Origin of the sequence: Kordiimonas aquimaris (genome assembly GCF_025574485.1) — a bacterium.
In the GTDB taxonomy this organism is placed as follows: Bacteria; Pseudomonadota; Alphaproteobacteria; order Sphingomonadales; family Kordiimonadaceae; genus Kordiimonas; species Kordiimonas aquimaris.
Map to the genome: position 1 here is coordinate 400,009 of NZ_JAOBPO010000002.1, position 24,781 is coordinate 424,789.

The 24,781-nt window shown below is 48.0% G+C and carries 22 protein-coding genes; 7 read left to right on the forward strand and 15 right to left on the reverse strand.

Going from position 1 to position 24,781, the window contains the following annotated elements:
• Window positions 1-38 precede the first annotated feature (38 nt).
• From galU to OEU88_RS07640, 3 genes are all read right to left on the reverse strand, one after another.
• Entirely contained in the window at window positions 39-905 is an 867-nt protein-coding gene (gene galU, locus OEU88_RS07630) for a UTP--glucose-1-phosphate uridylyltransferase GalU (protein WP_262694552.1), read from the reverse strand.
• Window positions 905-2,200: a hypothetical protein gene (locus OEU88_RS07635; protein WP_262694553.1), complete on the reverse strand. Its 1,296-nt coding sequence runs from the start codon at window positions 2,198-2,200 to the stop codon at window positions 905-907. Before OEU88_RS07635 ends, galU begins: the two co-directional genes overlap by 1 nt.
• Window positions 2,201-2,339: 139 nt before the next feature.
• Entirely contained in the window at window positions 2,340-2,999 is a 660-nt protein-coding gene (locus OEU88_RS07640; protein ID WP_262694554.1) for a 2OG-Fe(II) oxygenase, read from the reverse strand.
• 335 nt (window positions 3,000-3,334) lie between these two features.
• Between OEU88_RS07640 and OEU88_RS07645 the strand changes: the two genes are divergently transcribed.
• On the forward strand, window positions 3,335-3,790 hold the full coding sequence (locus OEU88_RS07645; protein WP_262694555.1) for a hypothetical protein: 456 nt from the start codon (window positions 3,335-3,337) through the stop codon (window positions 3,788-3,790).
• Window positions 3,791-3,852: 62 nt separating this feature from the next.
• Window positions 3,853-4,437: a methyltransferase family protein gene (locus OEU88_RS07650; RefSeq protein ID WP_262694556.1), complete on the forward strand. Its 585-nt coding sequence runs from the start codon at window positions 3,853-3,855 to the stop codon at window positions 4,435-4,437.
• Here OEU88_RS07650 and OEU88_RS07655 read toward each other — a convergent pair.
• Window positions 4,434-5,990 (reverse strand): MATE family efflux transporter, encoded by a 1,557-nt coding sequence (locus tag OEU88_RS07655; protein ID WP_262694557.1) that lies wholly within the window; start codon window positions 5,988-5,990, stop codon window positions 4,434-4,436. The two genes, OEU88_RS07650 and OEU88_RS07655, sit on opposite strands and share 4 nt — an antisense overlap.
• Window positions 5,991-6,218: 228 nt before the next feature.
• Window positions 6,219-6,950: an alpha/beta hydrolase gene (locus OEU88_RS07660; RefSeq protein ID WP_262694558.1), complete on the reverse strand. Its 732-nt coding sequence runs from the start codon at window positions 6,948-6,950 to the stop codon at window positions 6,219-6,221.
• A 214-nt stretch (window positions 6,951-7,164) separates the two neighbouring features.
• Between OEU88_RS07660 and OEU88_RS07665 the strand changes: the two genes are divergently transcribed.
• Window positions 7,165-8,877, forward strand: coding sequence for a Type 1 glutamine amidotransferase-like domain-containing protein (locus OEU88_RS07665; protein ID WP_262694559.1), 1,713 nt, complete (start codon window positions 7,165-7,167; stop codon window positions 8,875-8,877).
• Between the two features lie 62 nt (window positions 8,878-8,939).
• On the opposite strand, the gene OEU88_RS07670 is transcribed toward OEU88_RS07665, so the two are convergent.
• Window positions 8,940-10,463, reverse strand: coding sequence for a DEAD/DEAH box helicase (locus tag OEU88_RS07670; RefSeq protein ID WP_262694560.1), 1,524 nt, complete (start codon window positions 10,461-10,463; stop codon window positions 8,940-8,942).
• A 51-nt stretch (window positions 10,464-10,514) separates the two neighbouring features.
• Here OEU88_RS07670 and OEU88_RS07675 point away from each other — a divergent pair, with 51 nt between their 5' ends.
• Window positions 10,515-10,655 carry a hypothetical protein gene (locus OEU88_RS07675; protein ID WP_262694561.1) on the forward strand — a complete coding sequence of 47 codons (141 nt, stop codon included), beginning with the start codon at window positions 10,515-10,517 and terminating at the stop codon, window positions 10,653-10,655.
• Between the two features lie 5 nt (window positions 10,656-10,660).
• Here OEU88_RS07675 and OEU88_RS07680 read toward each other — a convergent pair whose 3' ends face one another.
• The 5 genes from OEU88_RS07680 to OEU88_RS07700 all read right to left on the reverse strand — a co-directional run bounded on the left by OEU88_RS07680 (window position 10,661) and on the right by OEU88_RS07700 (window position 15,387).
• On the reverse strand, window positions 10,661-11,059 hold the full coding sequence (locus OEU88_RS07680; protein ID WP_262694562.1) for a hypothetical protein: 399 nt from the start codon (window positions 11,057-11,059) through the stop codon (window positions 10,661-10,663).
• 15 nt (window positions 11,060-11,074) lie between these two features.
• Window positions 11,075-12,064, reverse strand: coding sequence for an amidohydrolase family protein (locus tag OEU88_RS07685; protein ID WP_262694563.1), 990 nt, complete (start codon window positions 12,062-12,064; stop codon window positions 11,075-11,077).
• 85 nt (window positions 12,065-12,149) lie between these two features.
• Complete coding sequence (locus tag OEU88_RS07690; RefSeq protein ID WP_262694564.1) at window positions 12,150-12,920, reverse strand: hypothetical protein; 771 nt, start codon at window positions 12,918-12,920, stop codon at window positions 12,150-12,152.
• Between the two features lie 333 nt (window positions 12,921-13,253).
• Window positions 13,254-14,825 carry a phytoene desaturase family protein gene (locus OEU88_RS07695; protein WP_262694565.1) on the reverse strand — a complete coding sequence of 524 codons (1,572 nt, stop codon included), beginning with the start codon at window positions 14,823-14,825 and terminating at the stop codon, window positions 13,254-13,256.
• A gap of 130 nt (window positions 14,826-14,955) precedes the next feature.
• Complete coding sequence (locus OEU88_RS07700; RefSeq protein ID WP_262694566.1) at window positions 14,956-15,387, reverse strand: hypothetical protein; 432 nt, start codon at window positions 15,385-15,387, stop codon at window positions 14,956-14,958.
• Window positions 15,388-15,949: 562 nt separating this feature from the next.
• Between OEU88_RS07700 and OEU88_RS07705 the strand changes: the two genes are divergently transcribed.
• Complete coding sequence (locus OEU88_RS07705; RefSeq protein WP_262694567.1) at window positions 15,950-16,315, forward strand: YHS domain-containing (seleno)protein; 366 nt, start codon at window positions 15,950-15,952, stop codon at window positions 16,313-16,315.
• A gap of 42 nt (window positions 16,316-16,357) precedes the next feature.
• On the opposite strand, the gene OEU88_RS07710 is transcribed toward OEU88_RS07705, so the two are convergent.
• The gene (locus OEU88_RS07710; RefSeq protein WP_262694568.1) at window positions 16,358-17,821 is read right to left on the reverse strand and encodes a serine hydrolase domain-containing protein; all 1,464 of its coding nucleotides are present in this window, start codon (window positions 17,819-17,821) and stop codon (window positions 16,358-16,360) included.
• Between the two features lie 307 nt (window positions 17,822-18,128).
• On the opposite strand from OEU88_RS07710, the gene OEU88_RS07715 reads away from it, so the two are divergent.
• Together OEU88_RS07715 and OEU88_RS07720 are read left to right on the forward strand one after the other, a co-directional pair.
• Window positions 18,129-19,358: a serine hydrolase domain-containing protein gene (locus OEU88_RS07715; RefSeq protein WP_262694569.1), complete on the forward strand. Its 1,230-nt coding sequence runs from the start codon at window positions 18,129-18,131 to the stop codon at window positions 19,356-19,358.
• On the forward strand, window positions 19,355-20,287 hold the full coding sequence (locus OEU88_RS07720; protein WP_262694570.1) for an alpha/beta fold hydrolase: 933 nt from the start codon (window positions 19,355-19,357) through the stop codon (window positions 20,285-20,287). Before OEU88_RS07715 ends, OEU88_RS07720 begins: the two co-directional genes overlap by 4 nt.
• 48 nt (window positions 20,288-20,335) lie before the next feature.
• On the opposite strand, the gene glmS is transcribed toward OEU88_RS07720, so the two are convergent.
• The 3 genes from glmS to OEU88_RS07735 form a co-directional block, all read right to left on the reverse strand.
• Window positions 20,336-22,153 carry a glutamine--fructose-6-phosphate transaminase (isomerizing) gene (glmS, locus tag OEU88_RS07725; RefSeq protein WP_262694572.1) on the reverse strand — a complete coding sequence of 606 codons (1,818 nt, stop codon included), beginning with the start codon at window positions 22,151-22,153 and terminating at the stop codon, window positions 20,336-20,338.
• Between the two features lie 3 nt (window positions 22,154-22,156).
• Window positions 22,157-23,524, reverse strand: a complete 1,368-nt coding sequence (gene glmU, locus OEU88_RS07730; RefSeq protein ID WP_262694573.1) for a bifunctional UDP-N-acetylglucosamine diphosphorylase/glucosamine-1-phosphate N-acetyltransferase GlmU — start codon at window positions 23,522-23,524, stop codon at window positions 22,157-22,159.
• A 144-nt stretch (window positions 23,525-23,668) separates the two neighbouring features.
• Window positions 23,669-24,715 (reverse strand): phytanoyl-CoA dioxygenase family protein, encoded by a 1,047-nt coding sequence (locus tag OEU88_RS07735; RefSeq protein WP_262694574.1) that lies wholly within the window; start codon window positions 24,713-24,715, stop codon window positions 23,669-23,671.
• Window positions 24,716-24,781: the final 66 nt, after the last annotated feature.

Below are 24,781 nucleotides of genomic sequence, written 5' to 3' on the forward strand. Positions count from 1 at the left end.
TACGCTTTAGTTATCTGAATGGATTTTCCTTCATTGCATTATTGCGAATTAATAAATTTACGTACCTGATCTGCCATGACGGGATCTTGAGTAGCCATTGTCAGGTTTGCAGTCAGCCAGCCAAATTTGCTGCCGCAATCAAAACGTTGCCCTTCAAATTCCAAAGCATGAAACGGCTGATTGCCGATAAGTTCTGCCATAGCGTCGGTCAGTTGAATTTCACCGCCAGCACCAATCGCTTTTTTGTTCAGGTGTTCCATCACTTCCGGTTGCAGAATATAGCGGCCAACAACCGCCTGCGTTGAAGGTGCATCATTCGGGTGAGGCTTCTCAACTAACCCTTCTACAGCAACGCGGTTTCCAGAGCGTGCGCCAGGTGTAATCACACCGTATTTTGATGTGTCTTCCCGCGCTACATCCATAGTTGCAATAATGTTTCCGCCCAGATCATCATAGGCATCTACCATTTGTTTTAGTGTGCCAGGTTTTCCAATGATCAAGTCATCAGGTAAAGCAACAGCAAACGGCGCATCACCGACCAGTTTTCGTGCGCACCAAATAGCATGGCCTAACCCAAGTGGGCGCATCTGGCGGACATAGGAAATACGGCCTTCTTCCAGCAACATAGAGCGGGAGATATCCAAGGCCTCGTCTTTACCTTTCTCCTGCAGGATTTTTTCAAGCTCGTAAGCATGGTCGAAATGATCTTCCATCACCTGTTTATTACGACCTGTTACCAAAATAATGTCTTCGATACCTGCCGCAACTGCTTCTTCTACAGCATACTGGATTAAAGGTTTGTCCAAAACAGGTAGCATTTCCTTGGGGATGGCTTTGGTTGCCGGCAAAAACCGTGTGCCAAGACCTGCAACAGGTAGAATAATCTTTTTTACTGCGCGTGCCATTAGTCTTTGTCTCCGAGTTTAGCGAGATATTCGCGGGTCAAAACCTTACCTTCTTCAACGGCAGGTTGGTCGTAGGCATCAACACCCATCAGGTTGGCGGTCAGCACTGTTTCCAGCATAAATGACACAAATAATGCACCTATATTTTCTTCTGTTAGACCATCGACAACAAATTCGCGCACCATCCGTCCCTTTTTGCGAAGCGTTTCCTGCGTAGCTTTGGATTGGCACGTAACAGTATCGCCAATAGTAAGGCCTGCCATATAATCAAGGCCGTATGCATGCGCTTCAGCAGCATCAATACGCGGCCCGGCACCGTAACTCGGGGCCGTAATGAAGGTGCAAAATTTATCGTTGGGACCATCCAGCCACAATTGCAACTGACTGTGTTGATCAACCGGACCAATAGCGCGTATGGGTGTCGTACCCATGCCGTCTTTGCCGAGGCTTTCACCCCAAAGCTGGCCGTGCCAGCGTGTGAAAGCACGAAGCGCTTCTGCATATGGCATGAGGAGCGTTTGGTTGATGCCTGCATGCTGGTTTAGTGTGTAAAGGCAGGCCGCCCCAACAACGGCGGCAGATGTTTGTGAGTCTGTAGAAAATGCGTTAACGGCACTCGTGGCACCTTGCCGGATAGCGCGAGTTGATAGACCGGATACTGCAACAGGTAACAAACCTACATTGGTTAGTACGCTAAAACGCCCACCTACATCTGTTGGATGATCCATAACGGGTGCGCCGATAGTTTCGGCATATGATCTTAAAGCTCGTTTTCCGGGCTCAGTTATAAAGGTGAAATGATCAGCGATCTGACGATTTGTGCCCACGCGTTCAATCCAACTGCGGCAACAAAGAAGCTGCGCCAGTGTTTCCGCTGTTGTGCCTGATTTAGATACGGCAAGAATGTGTGTTTGCGCCGGATTTAGGCCTGCAAACAATCGATCCATTTCAAACGGGCACACGCTGTCCGGTGTATGAATTTGTGTGTTTTGACCAGAGATATTCTCGGGCAAATAGCGTGCAATAGCGATAGCAGCTTGGGCACCAAGGCTTGAACCACCTGTGCCAAGCACGATTAAATGTTTGAAGCTCGATCGTATACGGTCTGCCAATCTGTCCATTTCATCAAGGTCAATTGATGATGCAGATTGACTTGCAAAAGCTGGTAGGCCATTTGCCACCATTTCTTGCGCGAAAGCGGTTGCGCGTGCCAAGTTGTCTTGAAACCTGAGCGATAATCCGCGTTCATCAAGCTGTGTCAGCAAGTCTGTATTGCCGAAATTTACCTTAAACATGAAGTACTTGCCTTTTGGTGTAGTTTGGTCGGTACCCTAAGAAGAGGGGTGTGTTCTGTCAATCTAATCGCTGTGGTTACTCAAACAGTGCTATTGGTGCGCACACTAGTTTGGCAGTGTGAATTAAATGTGACCGATTTCATGGCTTTGCCTCAAATTCGGCCATCTCTCTTGCCGTTGGCGGCACAGGGGGCTCAAGCCTGCTACGTGAGCGAAACCAAAGATTGAATGCCCATTTTTCACCAGCTTCCACGGGTGTGCCAGCATGCAGCGAAAGTGGATGTCGCAGCAACGTACCTGGTTTGCAATTATGAAAAACCAACAGCTTGCCCATTTCAGGTGCAATATCTGTTTTTAATTTGGGGAAACTTGTATCGCCGCCTTTTTCGACGTTGTTCAGGTAGCCCAAAGCGGTGATTAACCGCTGGCCCCCGCAAGCCCAGTTGCCAGCGCCTGACTCTGTGGTTGGGTCGAAAGCGTCAAAATGTGCGCGGTACTGTGTCCCGACATCGTAGCGAATAACCTGAAAACTCTCTGCGTGGGAAAGCGGCATACCTACCAAACCAGCAATACGCTGTGCAATCCGTTTGAAGCCGGCATCGTAATAGTGTTCAACCCAACATACATCGTTGGTACGCGCTTCCGAGACAACGCCTTTGCCAACGGCTGACACAACAGCACGTTCCATGTTTGATGCTTTAGCACGAGCAATAATACTCTTGCATTCGATCGACGACATAAAGTTGTTAATCGTATAAACACGTGGTTCAAGGTGGAGGTCGATTATGGCACGTTTCATTGCCAATTATCCCTATGTAAATTTCCATTACGCATGCACCACCCATAGACACATATGTCCTATATCTGTTGTTGTATAAAGCAGCAGAAAAATCAACTAAATGAAGAGATTTTAATATTGGTTAGTCGCCAGCATAAGCCCGTCAGGAGGTTATGTGTTTTATGATATACATATAAACGATAGTGATAGTTTGGTGATATAAAAACAAAATTTTGCCACAACATCATGAGTATTGTGGACATCTGATACTAGATATGGGAAAAATACGAATGTAACTGCACCGCTGTTTTATGTACGGAAATACAGTGCATAAACCCGGTATTGGAGAGCGAAAAATGAACTTAAAGTCAATTTTGATAGTATGCGCCGGCTTTATGCTTTCGGGGTGTGAGACATTTAATAAAAACGAGGAGCCTGCAGCAGAAACTGTCGCGGGCTATCAGGGAACAGGTGCTGAACCGCCGCAAGAATTGTTGTTGTTGTTAGGCGATGCTATTGGAGATGTGCGTTTTCCTGAAGGTACCGAGATTGATCAAAAGCGCTCCATTATCCTCGGTGCGGGTGAAAACACGTATGGTAAATTGATTGGTGATGTGCGGGCTGATAGCCAGCTGGTTGTTAAGTTCTTTAAAGATAATATGCCAAATGAAGGCTGGTCTTTAATCAGCGAATTTCAGGCTGATGACACAACACTAACATATGATAAACCAACACGTGTCGCGGTGGTTCTCATTGAGCGTAGTAGCCGTTCGACGACCATCAGGTTAACCGTTACGCCGCGCAACAATTAAGATGTGTACACGGTTAATATGATCGTGTGCGCTTATTGCTTATTTAATTGGGGATGCTGGTAATGGCCATCGCTTTATGGTGGCCGGTTTTCCTCATCTGTGTTGCTGTTTTATGGGGTATTGCGCGCATCTTTTATATGCACCGTGCTAACGGTGTTAAAGTATTGTCTTTTCTTTCTCGTCCACAAACGCTTCAGGAGCGCAGCCTTGCCGTGCTTGGCCTTGTTGTGGATATATATTTGATTTTGCGTCCTGTTTATCCCGCGATTGATCAAAACATATATGTGGTCGCTTTCATTCCTCAGGCGTTCGGTTTGGTGGTTATGACAATGGGCATCGCTTTGATGATAATCTGTCAGGCATATATGGGGCATGCATGGCGGATCGGTGTGCCAACCGAGCGTGAAGATGGGCAACACGTTGTTCAATCCGGGCCGTTTCGGTTTAGCCGTAACCCAATCTATCTTGGCCTCATGCTGTTTTTGTTGGGGACGTTATTGTTGCTGCCTGGGCCATTAACGGTGATAGTTTTCACTCTGAGCGCCAGCTTAACCAATACACTTATCAAATCTGAAGAAGCCTTCATGCAGAAAAGCTTTGGTCAGGAGTATACAGATTACTGCCAAAGAGTACGCAGATGGTTTTAAGTTTTCTTATTTAGGCCTTCAGTATTATCTGCTGTTGGGTCGTCAACAGCTTCTGTGTCGCACTGCACACCTGACGCATGAAATGCCCGTGCAGATGAATACGGCATCATGGGTGTGGAAGCTGTTGCGGCTTTTGCATCTTCCTCCGCTACTTCCTCGTCACGCGATATATTTGCTTGGTCTGCCACTTTTTGAATTGTGTTAAAGCAAACATACACGGCAATAATGCCAACAATCATGGAGCCAACAGCTTGGCCGATAAGGACACCTTCGGGCCCGTCAATGGCGGCGCCAGCAATTGCAAATGGGACTGTGCCAGCAGTGGCTTTCGTGACATTAAAAATAGTGGCTCTTACTGGATAACCTAAATTATTAAATGTCGCATTGGCGACGAAAAGAGCGCCAAGGAAAGCAGTAAGTGGCACCACCCAGATGCAGAATGTACGGATCATATCAGCAGACGGGCCAGTTGCACTGAAGGTTGAGACAATCATTTCCTGGCACAGCAAAAATACGGCCCACAAAACGACTGTATAGCCCGCAATAAACCGAAGGGAGCTTGCTATCGTCTCATGAACGCGGTCGTATTTATGCGCACCGAGGTTTTGACCAATCACTGGTCCGATAGAACCCGACATGGAGAAAAACAGCGCAAAGGCAACCGGTGTTATGCGGGCAACAATGGTATTGCCTGCCACAACGCTGTCACCGTACTGTGCGATGAGTGCCACGACATATGCGTTTCCGATTGGTGTCGCTACGTTTGTTATGGTCGCGGGCATTGCGATCTTGAGCATAGGGCGGAGCGTGTCTACAAAATCTGAAACGCATATCCGTGTGCGCAGGCCGTGCACGCCGAATATGGCGCGTGCGCCCGCTGCAAACATTGCGATCCGTGCAGCTGCCGAGGCGTAGGCAGCGCCTTCCAGACCAAGTTCAAAACCAAAGATCAGTATCGGGTCCAGAATGCCATTAACTACTGCCGCTGTAACCATTACCATCATGGCGCGGCGGGCATCTCCGAGCGCCCGCAGCACACCACCAGCCGCCATGCCTAGCCCCATAAAGGGTAAGGTTGGCAAGATAATATGCATATAGGACAGCGCAAGTTCGTGTGTGCGGCCATTTGCACCGATTAATGTCAAAATATTTGGCAGTAACGGATAGATAATAAGCATCACTGCGAAAGTTACCATGACAGTAAAAGCCATGGTGTTAAATACAATGCAGCCGGTTTTGGCTCGGTCACGTGCACCCACAGCGCGCGCTGTTAAGGCGCCTGTTGCGATCGATAAACCAATACAAATAGACGCAGTAAAAAACAGGATAGTGCCAGCAAAGCCGATTGCAGCAGCCAGTTCTGCCTCACCGAGCAAGCTCAGAAAATACATATCCATCAGGTCAACGGCAAAAACAGACATCAGTCCAACAGCGCCTGTAAGCGTCATGACAATCACATGTCGAAACACCGACCCTTGTGTAAACGGCGCATCAATGGTTGACGACGTTGTTCCTGTGCTGTTTTTTGCAGAAGGTTTGGGCGCCTCCGCCATACGCGTCTCCAGCCTCAATTCGGCGTTTAGTGTTTTCGTTCGGTCCGTTTGAGGTTTCTCTATCGAGTTACACTGTTGGCAGGCCACTTACTTGTGACAAAAGACAGGTTTGACGGGGCAAAGTCAAACAACAGTTTTGTGATGGCGCTATAAGTTTATGTATGACACTTTAAGTGTGAATTCAGCATGAGGTTAGGGGTGAGTAATTCCTTGATGGTTTAGCTTAAATTAACGTGAAACCTGACCAGAAATCCATGTGATCAAACGATCAGGAAGTGTGGGCTGCGATGTCAAAAGTGCTGTTGCATGCCCGCCCTCAGGGTAAGTCCATATCTCGCCGTACTTGCGCATTTTTAGAAATGCAGCGGCTTTAGGCGCCCATGTGTGATCGTCTTCGGCCCAAACGAACAATAATGGCACCTCCGCCATCTGCATGCGGATCATTGACTCGGGGCTAATAATACCTGAAGCCAATATGACATAAAAGCTAGCAAAACCATCTACCACACCAGCTTTGCTTGCAAGGTTGCCGCTATAGCTGGCTGCAATAATACCAAGATTTTCTGTGTTTACGTCAGTGCGATTGTGTAGAAATTTTCGCGCCGCGTTTACGTCCGGCCATGCGTCAAATACCAATTCATTGTCAACTTCACCATATGGAAGCTTGCGCTTGTTTATACTTTCGCCGTGACCGCGTAAATCAATGCGTAGCGATGCGATACCTGCTTCACCGAGTGTAACTGCCAAATCATCATAAACGCGCCTGTTACCGCGCCACATTGTGTGCAGTAAAATGACAACTGGGGGCGGGGAACTACTTTCGGGAATATGAAGATCACCAATTATTTTCCAACCATCACTATCAATGACAACGCGTTCTTCGCCTTGGGCGAAAGTGGTAGATGATGCGGCACATATTATGATAATTGCAACTAATGTCCTGAGCATGTTTGAAAGCATGGTTTTCTTTCCTGTTTTTCACTCAAAATTGTGTTTTTGCATTAAACCCATTATTGATCAGAAATGTAACACTATTACATAATGTATACAAGCGAGTAGCTTTGCGCCGAATGTCGGGTTGAACTCTGATGCTTCAGTTCGTGTTTACGGAAATGTGTTTGGTAATTTCACCAAGCAACGCATAGAAAATACTAGGTTATTACAGGGGGAAATCATGAAACGTGCCGCGAGAAACATTTCTTTGGCAATTACTATTGGGGTGTTAGCGGTTGTTAGTGTGTCTGCACAGCAAGTGCCAACAATAGTTGGTGCGGGGGTGGTTTCGACGCCTGCACGCGAGTTTGCAACCACGGTTAGTGCTGATGGCAATGCTATATATTTCAATCGGGCATCTGAAGATGGTGTCTGGCGTATATGGATGTCACGTAAAGTAAACGATGAATGGCGCGAAGCGCGTCCATTGCCCTTTTCAAGTGATCGCTATAGTGATGTTGACCCTTTCCTCAGCAGGTCCGGTGATCGTCTTTATTTTAGTAGTGACCGGCCTCTTCCATACGACGAAAACCTTGAGCCAAGACCAGATAACAATACATGGTTTTCTGCGCGGGTTGGGGAAAACTGGTCGGCCCCGCAATATGTGGCGGATGATATTAATAGCGCTGCATCTGAAACATTCTTCTCAGAGAGTGACACTGGTCTAGCTGTTTTTACCCGTTTTGGTGAAGGCCAAGGGCGTGCACGCCCTGCAAACCTGATGATGGTACAGCGCAGTGCTGGCGGGTTTGGCGATATATCACAAATCCCTGTTGCACCGACTGGCTTGCGTGTCAGTAATCCGGCCATTGCCCCTAGCGGTAATTTGATTGTTGCAGCCGGTACTATGAACGGTAAAGGACCTGATCTTTATTACACAGTAAGAGAAGCGGGCATCTGGTCAGCTTTTCAAGCATTTGATGCATCTATTAACACGATAGAACACGCTGAGTTTGCACCTTATATCAGCAACGATGGAAGCATATTATATTTCAGTGCTGACTTGCCAAACTCTGAAGCTGGCGATGATGACCTGTACAGCGTTGATTTGCCTGAAAACCTGGCAGATATTGCCGCAGTCAAAACACATTACGGTCCGCAAAAGGGCGCGTTGGTTATTGTTGGCGGCGGTGGTACTGCGGGCACAAAAATCATGGACAAGTTTATCTCGCTTGGTGGCGGCAAAGACAATGGGCGGTTTGTCATTGTTCCAACGGCAGGTGGAAACCGAGATGCGGATGATTCCGTTCGGGTGTTTAATGAAGATGATATACTGAAGCGCTGGCGCGAACGCGGCCTGAAAAACGTTACTATGCTGCACACGCATGACCCCGCCGTAGCGGATACTGATGCGTTTATAGAAAACCTGCGCAGTGCAACGGCTGTCTGGTTCAATGGTGGGCGTCAATGGAATATTGTTGATAGCTATGCTGGTACTAAAACGTATGACGCATTTCATGCGGTGCTTGCGCGAGGTGGTGTTGTCGGCGGCAGTTCAGCAGGTGCAAGTATTCAAGGCGAATACTTGGTGCGCGGTGATACCAAGGGCTCAAACATCGTGATGACTGATGAAGTTAATCACCAGAAGGGGTTTGAGTTTTTGCGTCGTTCCGCCATTGATCAACATATCAACACCCGTGTGCGCTGGGATGATATAATACCAGTTATGGAAGCCCGACCTGATCTGCTTGGCATTGGCCTGTCGGAGCGTACAGCTATTATTGTAACTGGTGATCGATTTGAGGTCATGGGGGCGTGGAAAGTTGCCGTGCATGACAATACGCGGCAATATCAGCCTTGGGAAAAACCTTATTTTGTACTTCAGGCTGGAGATGTCTTTAACATGCGCACGCGTAAAGTTGAGGCCCGTGGTATTGGTCGCTTGCCACAATAAGACATAGGTTTGTCTGTCAAGGAAAAGACCTGCACAATCGTGCAGGTCTTTTTATGTGTGCCCTACGCTGAACGCTTGCGCGCATTGGCATTTGCGCCGACAAAACGCTGTAGTCCAGCAAGATCAGCATTCTCGCCGTGAGGCCTGTTGGATTGAGGCTTGCGCTTCGTTTTATTCTGATTGCTATTATTATTTGAGGCATTTGGGTTGCCAGCAGAACTGTTGCTGTTTGCACCATCAGCCTGTGCCGACTTATTGCGACGACGTCTGCGGTTGGCTTGCTTAGCAGCGTTTGCATTGGGGCCAGTTTGCTCGTTTTGGCGCTGACCACCTTGGCCGCGACCTCGGCCGCCGCCACCGCGTCCGCCACGTCCGCCAGCTGGTTTCTTGGCGGCAGCAGCAACGGCTACTTTTTCCGCGTCAGTTAGTGCAGGCCGGTCAGCCAGCGCTTTGCCTGTCAATTTTTCAATATCTGTCAGGTATTCCCGCTCTTCCGGATCACAAAAAGAAATTGCCATACCGCTTTTACCTGCTCGCGCGGTTCGGCCGATGCGGTGCACATATACCTCTGGAACGTTTGGTAGTTCAAAGTTGATCACAAGCGATACATCGTCAATGTCGATGCCGCGTGCAGCTATATCGGTTGCGACCATCACAGCGATATCACCTGACTTGAAGCCATTGAGCGCTTTTGTACGTGCGCCTTGGCTTTTGTTGCCGTGGATTGCAGCAGCTGTATGGCCCGCTTGTTCAATAAAGCGCGTAACCTTGTTGGCACCGTGTTTGGTGCGCGTAAAGACAATAGCGCGGTCAAACTTTTCGTTATTGAGCACCTTAATCAAGGCATCGCGTTTGTCTGATTTTGGCATGAACAAAATTTTCTGTTCAATACGCTCAATTGGCTTGGAAGCTGGTGCAACGGCGATTTCAACAGGGCTTTTCAGAAAGTCATGCGAAAGGCTGCGAATTTGCTTTGGCATTGTTGCAGACAACAGCACAGTTTGGCGCTTCTTAGGCAGCTTGGCCATGATCCGGCGAATGGCCGGAATAAAGCCCATATCCAGCATTTGGTCTGCTTCGTCCAACACGACTGTGCGTGTTTCAGCCAGATTAATCACGCCTTGCTGCATATGATCTTCAAGGCGACCAGGAGTGGCAACCAAGATGTTAACACCGCGAGCCATTGCTCTGATCTGCGGCGCTGGTTTCACACCCCCTGTTATCAAGGTAGACGTGAAATACATATGCTCGCCGTATGTTTTGATAGCATCATGAATTTGAGCGGCAAGCTCGCGTGTTGGTGCCAAAATCAAAGCCTGACAATGTTTGCCAGACAGGTTGATTGTTTCCTGCCCGATTTTTTGTAGTATCGGCAATACGAAAGCCGCGGTTTTGCCGGTGCCGGTTTGTGCGATACCAATGAGGTCTTGTCCCTTCAGCATTACAGGTATGGTTTTTTCCTGAATCGGAGTAGGGGTGCTGTAGCCAGCGCCTGTCAGCGCGCGCAGCAAAGCCTCGGATAAGCCGAGGTCGTTAAATTGTGTCAAAGAATTACTTTCAAGAGAGCCGCCGCGCCTATTGTGCACGTGTTCAAAACTCTTTTTGTATCTGAGAAGCTTGCAAAGATAAGCCACCGAATGTCTGATGCCTTGGGCATCCAGGGGCGCGGGTTTTCTTTTGAAGCTGCGCCAAACACACGCCGCCAACGGGGTTACCGTTATCTTCGCGCGATGTGTATGCCCGCCTTTGATCATAGTTCACAGGCAATAGCAAACTAATTCGCTTATGTGTTTGTTTTGCTGCGTTCAAAGAAGTTATGCATACCATAACCAACCGCTAGCAAGACAATAGCTATAACATCAATCTGTAAGACGCGGTCTAGTAAGGCGTTTGATGGTGAATTTGACGGATAAAGCCAAACGAAGCTGATCATGGATAAAAAACCAAAAATTGTTGCTGTTTTGCGCAGCGTTGGTTTGAATGCGGACAGAATAATATACCCACCAACAATACCGAACAAAACGGCGCGGTGGCGCAGCAGCAGCAACATGTCAGGTGAATTGATCTCTACTCCATACAGGGTCTCAAGTCTGGCTTGTCCTAACACGCCCATCAACGGAGCGAAGTTAATAAAGCCGACGATAACAAACAGCAATGTAACGATATATTTGAGGATGCTCATGATTGTTACTTTCCCTTATAATCGGTATACGCGGGCAGCTGTACCTTTGAACATCATCTCTTGTTCCGTTTCGCTGTACCCGCTCGCGATTTTCTTCAAGCCATTCCATAGCACATTATAGTTGATTGACAGACGATCTACCGGAAAGTTGCTTTCAAACATGCAGCGATCCGCGCCAAAGCAACTGATTGCATGATGATAGTAGCGTGCCTGTGCTTCGACAAACTCGTCTGACGTTGGGGGCAGCTCGCGTCCCATCCAGCCAAAGCCATTATCGGGCATGGCAAGGCCACCCAGTTTGGCCACCACATTAGGACAGGCTGCAATGGCTGCGATATCATCTTTCCATTGCGCGAATATTTCTTCTCGTTTTCCTGCATATGGTCCAACACCAAGTGGTGTGCCAAAGTGGTCCAGAACCATAGTTGTACCGGGAACGGCTTTTGCCAAATCCTGAAATTCAAGGTTTTGCGGATGATAATGCCATGTGTCGTATGTGAGACCGCGTTCGCCCAGTCTTGCAACGCCTTCGCGGAAATTTTCCTGCGCATACAGGTTCTGCGGGGCAGGCGGCGGAATTGTTAGTGCTTCAGGATGAGGGCTCCATGCACCAGCGTGCCGGATACCGCGAAGCAGGCCATTGCTGGCCTCTAGGTGAGCATCAAGCACATCGTCAAGCGCAGGGTTTGTCAAATCTGCATGAGCTATGATACCGGCAATTTCGATGTTGTCAGCAGCGTTTGATTGCGCGGCACGGGCCGCGATATATTCAGTTTCACCCACACACTTCATGTGCTCTGGGCCATCTGAGCGATAGCTGGAGCCGCATTCCATGAATACGGTTTTAATGATGTTGTGACCGGCACCAGTGTCCGCCTGCAGGTCTTTCAGATCATACAGTAATTCTGGGATTTGCCACAAGTGATGGTGCGGATCGATAATTTCCCGCGCTGGATCAATGGTTGTTTCTGTTACCTGATCCAGCCATGCATCATTGTTAAACATGCCAATGCCCTCTCCAGTTTATCTAAACCCTGGAGAGTATCGTTGCCTGTTTCACAATGGTTTTCAAGCAAAGGGTTAACAACGACTATGACAAGACACAGCTATTGTTGTCTTTTCTGAATGGCAGGTCGCACTGCCATGCATTGCCGGAATAATCAATGTGTGCATTCTTGGGTAATCGTATAACCAGACATGCTGTTCGAGTTGCACTGTATCCCCGTTCACATCGCCACCCACTGCCAGTTTGTTCACCTGTCAGGTAAGCGTTCGCGGGAACCTGAATAGGTTTGCACATATCATCGGTTGCTATGTAACCGCGTTCACATGCCCACCCACTGCCATAACTGGAAGAGGTTCGATATGCATTGGCGGGTGTTTCGATACTTTCACATGTTTCGTTATATTTACGGAATTGTCTTGCACATTCCCATCCATCGCCTTGCTTGTCCAAATATGCATTGGCTGGAACAACAACAGCTTTGCACAGTGTGTCACCGCTGCTGAGCTTGTAGCCCCGATTACATTTAATGCGGCTGCCGTTAGCGCCCAGAAAGCCATTCTCGGGTATTGTGATAGGCGTACATGCCTGTTGTTCTTCAGCAAACCCACGAATGCATTCCCAACCCCTGCCATAACTGCGTCCTGTGGGGTATGAATTTTCAGGCATGTTGATGGCGTCACATTGTTCACCGTTGATACGAAAGCCCGGTACACACTCCCACCCTGCGCCGTAACTTTTGGCTCTGGCGTTGTCTGGTATGGCAGATTGTGCTGTCGCTGATGTGCTCAGCATACATAGTGACAATATAAGGGATACAGCAATCGATATGGTTGGTTTCTTCGGCTCGGTAAGCATAACTTTTCCTTTTTGCCGAAGTGTCCCGGCATACCTGTAACCACTATTCATGCACATGCATGAAAGGGCTTTATCTTTTCTGAATAAATATCGAATGCGCTATCCAGTTGCGACATCATCAATGTGCAACAAAACCGTTAAGCGGATAATTTTGAAAGCGCAGTATATGCAGAAACACCTTTATGGCACTAATCGTGCGGATTAGATACGCTTTACTGAGTAGTTCCTGCCGTTAGTTTGTATACTGAGAAATGTCTTGGTCCAGATTTGCTTACCTGACTGCACTGTGAGCCCGACTGTACTGTGAGCAATGAGGGTTTGCGGTTGCTCGTGTTAATCACGCAGTATCTCATGCGCTGCATTATGGCCGGGTGCACCCGTTACACCGCCGCCCGGATGGGTGCCTGAACCACACATATAAAGCCCCTTTAATGGGCCACGGTAATTGCCGTGACCAAGCAAAGGGCGTGCACTGAACATCTGGTTGAGGCTGAGGTTCCCGTGCATAATGTCGCCCTTGGTCAAGCCAAAGGTGCGTTCAAGGTCAAGCGGGCTTAGAATTTGCCGGCCAAGGATGCTGCCTTTGAAACCGGGGGCATGGCGCTCAACGGTGTCAATGATCAGGTCAGCAGCACTTTCACGGTGTACATCCCAATCAATGTCAGGGTCAAACTGCTGGCAGAAAAGACTAGCTACATGCATGTTTTTGGGCGCCAATGTATTATCAAGCGTTGATGGTATCAGCATTTCAACAATCGGCGCACGGGACCAGCCGTGCTCTACTGCGTCATAGTAGGCTTTGTTAATATAATCAGTGGTAGGCGCGATGATGATACCGCCGGTTAAATGATCCTCTGTTGCTCTGCTTTGCTTATGTAGACATGTAAACTGCGGCAACTTGTTCAAGGCTACATTCATACGGAATGTGCCAGAGCCGTTCTTATAGTGTTTTATCCTGCGGTTGAAGCCTTCAGGTAAATGCTCTGCATCCAGCATTTGGCTATAGAGTAAACTGGGGTTTACATTCGCGACGACAATATCGGCCAGCAACTCTGTGCCGTTTTCTTGCTGCACACCGACAGCTTTGCCATTTTCAATCAACACCTTGCTTACAGGTGCATTGGTTTCAATGACGCCGCCTTGTGCTTCTACGGCGTGTGCCATTGCTTGTGTAATGGCACCCATGCCGCCAACCGCATGTCCCCACACTCCTTTTTTGCCGTTCACTTCACCGAAGGCATGATGCAATAGGACATAGGCTGTGCCGGGGGTTTTTGTGCTGGCGTAGGTGCCAACGACACCATCAAATGCAAAAGCAGCCTTCACATGGTCATTTTCAAAGTACATATCGAGAAAGTCAGCGACACTTTTGGTGAAAACGTCCATCACGGTTTGCTTGTCATCAACTGATAATTTGCGAAAGAGATTGCCTTGCTTTGCAACTTTGAAAAGCTCAAGCAGGCCGCCTCCGGCATTAGGCGGCGTTTCCAGCAGCAGACTGCGCATCAAGTCTGCGACCATCTCGATATCGCGGAAATAGCGGTCAAGTGCCGCTGCGTCATTCCTGGAAAACAGGGCTATTTCAGCATGAAGTTTTTCACTACCAACAGGAAACGACAGGAAATTGCCGTCCTCATGTGGCCACATGTTGTTAACGCGGCGCTCCAGAACCTTCAGTCCGTGGCCGTGAAGGTTCATATCGTTGATGACCTTGGGGTTTAAAAGGCTGACTGTATAGGACGCGACCGAGTTCCTAAAACCGGGGTGAAATTCTTCTGTAACAGCAGCACCGCCAACAACACCTCTGCGCTCAAGCACGCGAACATTCAGTCCTGCACGTGCCAGATAAAAGGCACACACCAGACCGTTGTGCCCGCCGCCAATAATTATTGCGTTGCGTGCCATTTAATGCGCGTGGTGCGGCAAGAATGCTGGTTCCTGCATACACAAACAGTATAATGTCGACATTGTGTGCCTCCGTCATAGATACAATCCCGAGGCTATCATGCCTCGGGTGGAAGGCGCACCTTAATCTTTAAGAAAACACAAGCGGCTTTATGTCAGGCCCGACCCAAACGCGCCGCGCCTGCACGGAAAACAGCACATCTTTAGACCAGTAGGCAAGCAGCCAATCTGGCTTGCCGAAAGGCGAAGCAATTATCCGGTTCACCTTTTCATAAAGTGGTAAACTACTATCCACCCTAGCAACCATGTGGCTTGTCGCTAGAAGGGATGCTTGTGTGATGGTTTCGTGGTAGCCGCCCGTGTCGGTATTCTCTACACCCGTTGCTTCATTGTACCGCCATATAATGCTAGGCATGTCACGCTGCGCATTATAATCAGGGTTTTCAGTAAACCACACGGCAGCGGCGAAATGTGCGGCATGTGTCCATTCTCTTTTGGGTAAAGTCAGGCTCTTAATGCCTTCGGCAATGCGGTCTATTTCTGCGTCACTGTGAAAAGACATTTCTATATCCTTTGTCTGGCTCGCTCATATGCGGAGCCGCACAAAGAAAACCCCGCTTGTGGCGGCGAGGCTTTTTCAAATCAATCCTGAATTATAACTTCAGGGTTATATGCGTGATCCAGCCTGACACACCTCTATGAAGGTGGCCTGTTGCTGTAAAGTATGTGCGTGATCATGCATGCTTCTCTTATATGAAGAAATGGTCACAAAGACAAGCAGGTGATAGTTGTTAGCTAGTTTTCACTATTCAACATCGCCGTGTTTTATCCACCAACACATACAAAATTTCTGTGTGTTGGATTTTCTATCCTAATGTAGCAACCTTTGTAAGGTTATGTGATGTTTTCTCTTTAGAAATGCAAATAATTAAATTTCATCATTTTTGAACTATTTTTATGTTGCCTTTTTATTCAGATCGTTCTGATTTTTCCTATATTTGCTACGAATTATATTAGATCGTATTTAAAAAATGACTGATCGTACGGTTGGCCATGTTTTTCTTGAGTTAGTTAAGGAGTGGCGATTATAGGGTCCATTATCTTAAAAAAAATGGAGAAAAGACATGAATAACGATCAACCTGCACTCGACGGTTACTGCCCTGTTGCTTATTTTGTTGCAGATGGCCCTTTAAAAGGTAGTGCTGAATTTGCCTCAACTCACGATGATGTAATTTATCATTTGGTAAGTGCTGATGCAAAAGCCATGTTTGATGCAGAACCCACTAAATACGTACCTGCTTATGGCGGTGCTTGTGCATTTGGCATGTCCATCAAGGAAAATTTCCCAATTGACCCTACTAATTACAAAGTGTCCGACGGTCGTCTATTTTTGTTTTTGAAAAATGATGACACCGATGCATTAGAGTTATGGAATAAAGAAAACGAAGCTGACCTAATTGCTAAGGCTGACGCTAATTTTTCTGCATAGTAGCTAAGACAACAGGTGGGTATTGAAATGAATATCTGCCTGTTATTTAACTTTGTTTGCATCCACAAAGCCATTGTAGTTCAGGGAAATTACCTTGCTATCAGTATTGTGGCGGAAAGTAAGTGATGCTCCTTTCATTGTGAAAAACGCGGTTTCACCTTCCGGGTAAAACACTTGGTCCACAACAAACTCACCGATGTTTACAACAATTGTTTCACCTTCAGTTGTCACGATAATCTCATGGCTGTCACTATCGTCTGTAATATATGTGCCCGCCAGGCTTGTCAGTTGTTCGCTGGTGAGTTCAACAAGGGTTTTAATAACAGGTTTTCGTTCTTGCCAATTATACAGTTCACTGATGCGAGTAAGTATTTCGGCAATAAGCGCCCCCCCATTATCACCGTTCGTCATTACGGCGACCCCGTCGCCTGTTTCTGTGTGGGCGAAAAGATTAGCGCGAAACCCTTCGTTAGCACCGCCGTGGGAGAAAGAGGTTACTTCCCCTTTGTTATTCAGGAAGAAGCCAACACCAACCTGATCTGACTGCCGGGTTAATATTTCAGATGTTGTAGTTTGGCTCAGGAACGATTGATCAGAGCCGTTATGTGCGCGCTGGATAGCTCCTGCTAAGCGCAGCAAATCAGACGGGGTGGTCCACAGTCCGGCTGCCGCCATTGTTGCATATGTATGCGCACCGCCGGGAACAGGTTCACCTGAACTGTTGTAAGGCACGGCAGCATTGGCGCTAAGATCAGCGTTCAGTGGTTGTGCGTATGCGCTGCGGCGCATGTTCAGGGGCTCAAAGATGTATCTTTTTGCCATACTTGCCAAGGCTTCGCCGGACACATCCTGCAGAGCGAGTTGAGCAAGCGTGGTGCCGCCGCCTGAGTAGCGGAACTTTGTGCCAGGCTCAATATCAACGACAACCGCCGCTGAGTTAGCGGGAGGCGTGCCGTTTAACACGCCAGTTAATGTTGGTACATTTTCACCTGCAGTGTATCCGCGGAAGCCATGCACTGTTGTGCCTGCTGAGTGACTAAGCAAACGGCGCAGTGTAACAGGCGATGAAGCTTGCCATTTATGCTCAGGTAACTTCCAGCTTGTCAGCAATGTGTTGACGTCTGCGTCAAGGTCCAAACCGTGTTCAGCGCGGTAACGCATTAATGTTGTAGCAAAGACAGGCTTTGAAATACTGGCAGCCTGAAAAACCGTGTGTTCATCAACTGGTCTGTTGGTGACTTTATCAATAACCCCCTCGGTGTAGGTCCATGCAACTTTATGGTTTTTCATAAAGGCAATCGAAACACCGGGCACATTATAATGAGCCATGCGTTCTTTGAGCGTACTTAACTCAGGCGGATGGCCTTCAATGCGGATGCGAGGTTGCAAATCTACTGCGATTTGCCTGGCTTCATCTACGGTTGTAGCAAAAGCTTGTGCACTAATGACTATGCAGGTAATCGCGTAAACTAATGTTGATGGTATTTTCGTAGTGGAAATGTGCATCAAGTCCCTCCCGACAAGCATAAAGCAGGGCTTATGGTTGCGTTTTTTACAACAGAGTCAACATTTCAGGTAAGTATGTCTGGTTTTGTCTCGAAGATACGCTGGATGCTGGTATGACAATTTTTGGTTTTACCGTTAATGCCGCCAATAGCTCGCCGTTAATACTAGCTGCATTATTTCAAGGGGTTACGTCCTTTAACGACAGATTATTGTATCAATAATAAGTGATGTGACAAAGTTGAGAGGAGTTTTTAAGCTCATTTCACAACTATAAAAACGATAAAATACGACAAAAGAGGAATACGATATGGCTACTTTGAGAGCACATATCGGTCAGATAATGAGTATAGGGATAACAGTAGGTCTGTTGACTGCTTCCACAGCAGCCTCAGGCGCAGCAGCTCTGTACAACGTGTCATCTGCCGATAAAGTAGAGCGATTTTTAACCGAAAATATAAGTGATAAGTTCTCCGGGGCACTTTTGATTGCCCAGGATGGCGAGATAATCCATGGGCAAGGATACGGCCTCGCAAATCGAGAGGATAATATACCAAACGGCTTGGATACAGTCTTCGAAATAGGAGGGCTTACTCAGTATTTCACTGCTACGGCTGTCTTGAAGCTGGTTGAACAAGGTAAGTTGAACCTTGATGATACGCTCCCAAATTTCTTCGATAATGTGCCAGAAAATAAGCAAAATATTACGGTGCATCATCTACTTACTCATACACCTGGCCTGTTTGAAGATGATAAACTTGATGTTCTGGAGGTCGCCAGTGAAGAAGCATTTCTGAAGGATGTTTTTTCACAGGAAGATAGTATTTCTCCGGCTGTTTATTTGCCAACCTTTGCGTTCCAACCGGGTGAACGCAGTATCACTTTTAACCTTGGGTATAATTTGCTTGCGCTGATTGTTGAAAAACGCTCAGGGCAATCTTTTGAAGCATTTTTGAATGAGTACCTTTTTGAGCCAGCGAACATAAAAAACACTGGTTATATGCTACCAGATTGGAAGCCTGAACAGCTTGCCAATGCTTATGCTGGCGATGAAGGTAAGTCTCAAGGAAACTTGGTTGAGCTTTTATCAAAGAATGCCAGTTTGCCGCCTTACCTGAAAGGCAGTTTAGGGCTGTCGTCTACGGTTAGTGATTTATACCAATGGCATCTGGCTCTTCGGGATGGCAAAATACTGTCGTCGGATTTGGTTCAGCTCCTTGACATGCGGCACATAGGGCTGACCGAACGATTTGAGGCTGATATCGACCAAGGGTACGGGATCAGTATTACAGAAACATGGTCAGGTACACCGTGGTTGTTGAACGTTGGTTTATTCAACGCTAGCAACGGATTGCCCGTTTTTGAAGTGGGGTATAATTATTTTCCCGATGATAATACCGTGGTAATTTTTGCAAGTAACACACCGTTAGATGCCGATTTTTATGACTCGTTTTATCCGTTGATCCGCCTTCTTCTCGAGCAAGATTATACACCTCACTCTCAACCAGTCTTAAGCCGGAATGAGGAGGAGCAACGATGAATAAGCTTAAAAAAATATGTATTCCAATCGTTGCGCTACTGGCATTGGCCTCGTGCGCATCTGGCGATAAGAATTACTTTGCAGGTAATGATTTTGTGAAGCGTAACAGTGTTGTTGCTGACACCACAGAAGGTACGTTTAACGTGTCTTACCTCAGTTCACAAAGTGGTGGCCGCCGTGTGATTATCATACACGGGACACCTGGTGCTGCGGTTGATTATTACCGGTTTTTGCGGAACGCACCAAATGACATCGAATATCTTGTAGTTGACCGTCCCGGGTACGGGGAGACAACACCGTATAAGCTTGTTGCTTCACTTGAGGCTCAGGCTGATGCGGTAGCACCTTTGCTAACTGAGAAGAATGGTCAAAAACCAATTGTTGTCGGCCATTCTTCTGGTGGCCCTATTGCTGCAATGGTGGCTATACGACACGGAGATAAGATCGGCGGTTTGCTTCTGGCATCGTCATCGGTTGACCCAGCGTTAGAGCCTGAGCCACTTTTTGTACAAAAGCTTGGCAATGCGCCTGTTATTTCATGGTTTGTGCCGAAGGACCTGAAGATTATCAACAAAGAGCTACTTTCACTGCCAGAACAGCTGGAGGCGATGAGGCCGATGCTCAGTAACATCCAGGCTCCGACTATAATTATGCACGGGACGGCTGATGTTTTGGTGCCTTTTGGGAATGTGGCTTATATGGAGAAACATATAACAAATGCACCTCAAAGAGAGACCGTTGCCATTAAGGGATTGGGTCATGAGATACCTTGGCAACGCGAGCTAATGTTCAGCAAAGCAATCCGTAAACTGGTCGATGAGCGCTATGATACGCCAACTAGCAAAGTCAGAATCGACAGACGTCACTGGTTGTTTCAATCGCAAACACGCAATGAGTTACGTGATCCAGCTAGCCGTGTAGCTAAATAAACTCAAGAACCTAACGCACGGATAACATCTGTCTGTGTGTTAGGTTTTCTATTCTACAGTTACGGATTTGGCGAGGTTGCGCGGCATATCAACGTCAGTGCCTTTTTCTACCGCTGCGTGGTACGATAATAATTGTACAGGCAAAGCATAGAGAATGGGCGTGATCAAATCACCGCCTGACGGCATGGTAAAGTGTGCCAGCATGCCTTCATGGTTTGCGGCAGCATCGTCCGAGAACAGCACCACTTTTCCTTTGCGCGCCATGATTTCCTGCAGATTGGATACGGTTTTTTCAGCTAATGCGTCGTTGGGGGCAATACCAATAACTGGTACGTTTTCATCAATCAGCGCGATTGGGCCGTGTTTTAACTCGCCTGCGGCATAGCCTTCAGCGTGAATATAGCTGATTTCTTTCAGTTTCAGCGCGCCTTCCATTGCGATAGGGAAATGAATGCCGCGCCCAACAAACAATATGTCGCGTGCATTTGAAATTTTGGCAGCTATGGCTGCAATTTCCTCGTCGCCAGCCAGAATTTGCGCCATCAGCTTTGGTGTGCGTTCAAGCTCGCTTACATAGGCTGTTACGGCATCATCATCAATTTGCCCTTTTGCTTTAGCGAGAGCAACCGAGAAGGCGGCCAAAACGGCGAGCTGGCACGTAAATGCCTTTGTGCTGGCCACCCCAATTTCAGGTCCAGCGTGAATAGGCATAACAAGGTCGGCTTCGCGTGCCATTGACGAGCCCGTTACGTTAACGATAACGGCGATGTGCTGGCCTGCGTCTTTCGCGTGTCTAAGTGCGGCAAGTGTGTCCATCGTTTCGCCGGATTGCGATATGAAGATTGCAAGCCCACCGTCCTGATAAACCGGATCACGGTAGCGAAATTCGCTTGCAATATCTACCTCAACAGGCACACGTGCTATTTTCTCAATCCAGTAACGCGCCACCTGTGCCGCGTAAAAGCTGGTGCCGCATGCAACAAGTGTAATTTTAGGCACTGTAGCTAAATCAAACGGCATGTCAGGCAGGTTGATGGTGCCTGCGTTGGGGTCCAGATAGCGCCCCAGAACCTGTGCCACCACGGTTGGTTGTTCAAAAATTTCCTTCTGCATGAAGTGGCGGTGATTGCCCTTGTCAATCATGGTTGCCGCTACCTGGCTGATGGTTCCCGCGCGTTTGACAGGGTTGTTGTTGCGGTCGAAGGTCTTTACTTCATTCCGGGTTACTTCAACCCAGTCACCTTCTTCCAGATAGATCAACCGGTTTGACAGACTTGCAAGTGCCATCGCATCTGAACCAAGGTAATTCTCACCTGTGCCAAGCCCAACAACGAGGGGGCTGCCCTCGCGCGCACCAAACATCAGGTCATCATTGCCGCTGATCAGTACACAAAGAGCAAATGCGCCTTGCAAACGGCCAAGCGTGGTTTGAAAAGCATCGCGCGGGCTTAGGCCTTCAGCCAAATACTGGGTGATTAAGCGGGTCACCACTTCAGTGTCAGTTTCGCCTTCAAAGGAAACAGCTTTGGCTGTTAGCTCAGCCTTCAATGATTTGAAATTTTCGATGATGCCGTTGTGCACAACAGCCACGGTGTCTGTCATGTGGGGGTGCGCATTGGTGACAGTAGGTTGCCCGTGTGTTGCCCAGCGGGTATGACCAATGCCGCTGTTGCCAGCCAGCGGTTCACTTGCAAGCGCAGCATCCAGTGCAGACAATTTGCCAGGCGCACGCCGCCGATCCAGAATTCCGTCATCAAGTGTTGCAACACCTGCGGAATCGTAACCGCGGTATTCTAGCCTGCGCAGGCTTTCCATTAATCGTGGAACTGCAGGACTATTACCTAGAATGCCAATGATGCCGCACATAGCTTAGCCCTCTTTCTTGTCACTGGTGTTATTCTTTTCCGCCTTTTCCGCTGCTTTTTCAGATCGGAATTTAGCTGCATACCCTTTTATGTCACGCTGCTTGGCACGAGACACGGCAAGCGCGTCAGAAGGTACGTCTTTTGTAATGACGCTGCCAGCACCAACAATAACACCTGCGCCAATATTGACAGGTGCAACTAGGGCGCTGTTTGAGCCAATGAATGCGCCAGCGCCTATATTTGTTTGGTATTTCAAGAAACCATCATAGTTGCAGGTGATTGTACCTGCGCCGATATTGGCCTCTGCGCCGACCGTTGCATCGCCTATATATGTGAGATGGCTAACTTTCACACCGCGATCAAGCTTCGCTTTCTTGATCTCAACAAAGTTACCGATTTTTGAGCCTGCACCAATGTCTGCGCCAGGGCGCAAGCGAGCATATGGGCCGACACTGGCATCTTCATGAATGGTTGCACCCTCAAGGTGGGTAAATGCTTTTATGGTAACACCGTCAGCCACAGTGACACCGGGGCCAAATACTACACTAGGTTCAATTGTCACATCACGACCAATGACTGTGTCATGGCTGAAGAACACCGTTTCCGGCGCCATAAGTGTGACACCGCTCTCCATTGCGTTTATGCGTGCCAGTGCCTGAAATGCGGCTTCTGCAGCGGCGAGGTCGATACGGCTGTTCACACCCATAACGTCGTGCTCTGCTGCTGTCACGACAGTGCTGGTTGCGCCGTCATCGCGGGCAATTTCAACTAAATCTGTCAGATAATACTCGCCAGCCGCGTTATTGTTATCTAGTGCCTCGAGCCATGTTGCGGCTTTGTCACCAGCAATAAGCATCATGCCCGAGTTGCAGAGTGTAACAGCACGTTCAGTTTCATTTGCATCTTTAAACTCAACGATTCTGGCCAAGGAACCATCTTCATCAGTGATCAAGCGACCATAGGCGCCCGGAACACTCGCTTCAAAGCCGAGCACAACCAAAGAAGCACTCTCTCTTGCAGCCTGCATAGCTTCCATCACAGAAAGTGGCACAAAGGGAACATCGCCGTATAGTACAAGCAAATCACCAGAAAAGCCGTTGAGTGCAGGTAGCGCCATCTGCACGGCATGGCCTGTACCAAACTGTTCTGTTTGTAAGGCAAACTCAACATCATCAATGGCAGACCGCAGTTGTTCCGCGCGGTCGCCGACCACGAGGATTTTCTTGGACGGGGCAAGTGCGTCAACCGTATCAAGCAAATGCATGATCATCGGCTTGCCTGCGATCGGGTGTAAAACCTTGTGCAAGTTGGAGCGCATGCGTGTGCCCTTGCCAGCTGCAAGAACAATTGCCGCAAGAGGGGTGCTAGCCATAAATTTCACCTCATCGTGGTGTTTATACCTGTACGCCGGTTACGACCATGTGCCACCGCATGTGTGCCACCATAGCGTTTTCAGCAGCATTTCAAATAGAATTGTTGATATTTTTATGCGTATTCAGGCACATAGACTTTTGGTTCAAGCATCAAAATCGGTCATTTCGCTTGCCTTTATCAGGTGCCAGCTTGATTTGCTGCCCTTGTGTTTTGCAACTTTGTCCTTTCGCCGCCAGAAGGTTTTTAAGGCGTGGTTTTTTAAGTGAGCAACGAACCTGAATGGCAATCCAGGAAACGGATTAAACGGGTTCGGTCTGTTGTAGGCCCATATTTCGAGACGAGAAGAGCCGCTTTCAGCCATGCCTCGGCCATGAAAGCCGTTTGTGTTGGCAATAACGAGTGTGCCTGCAGATACGCACACACCTGTTGAGTCGGGAAGCCCCATTGCCTTCAGGTCTTCGGCGCTGGCTCTGAATGATCCTTTTTCAGAGTAACCATCAGGGTTTGATGCGGCACTACAAGATCGTTGATACTCCCACTTTATCCGCTTCGTTGTTAAGCGCTGTGAACCAGGCACATAAGTAAATGGTCCTTTCTCAGGCGTTACATCCTCAAGAAAAAGCCACGCTTTCATTGTGGGGTGAAATGTGTCGGCGTGCATGGTCTTTTGTGGATCTTGTTTTCCAGCGTGGAAGCCGTTGCGGATACGCTGAACGTAAAGCAAAGGTATGGAAAATGTTGCGGCACCGTAGCGGAGCGCATTAATGAGCGCGTTGGAGTAGCAAAGATTTTTCAACATCGGTTTGCCGTGCAGCGCACTGGTATCAAGTAGGATGCGCTGCGTGTCAGTATTGCCCTGTGTCATTGCGCGGGTTTCCCTGGCGTGGGTTTTTATTTCCTCACGAATGGCTTGCACAACTGATGTGTCCAGAAAGTCTGGAATGATGACAAAGCCATTTGTGTGAAAGTCTTTTCGATAAGAGCGTTTAAGCAAAGGGGACAGCAACCACCAGCGTAACCATGTTATCCCTCTGGCGATGAAGACACGGCTGATATGTAAACCTAGACGATTGAGAAGTTTGGCGCCTATAACGGGATTGTCTTTGAAGGACTTTGCAGTGGTCAGCAAGGCAAGTATCCATATTGGCCACATCCAGAATTTTATTATTCTGTATTTTGGCTTTGGCAATGGCTTGTCCTTCTTCTTAAATACTGTAACAAATACTGATCTAGTATATCGTTATTATTATGTGAA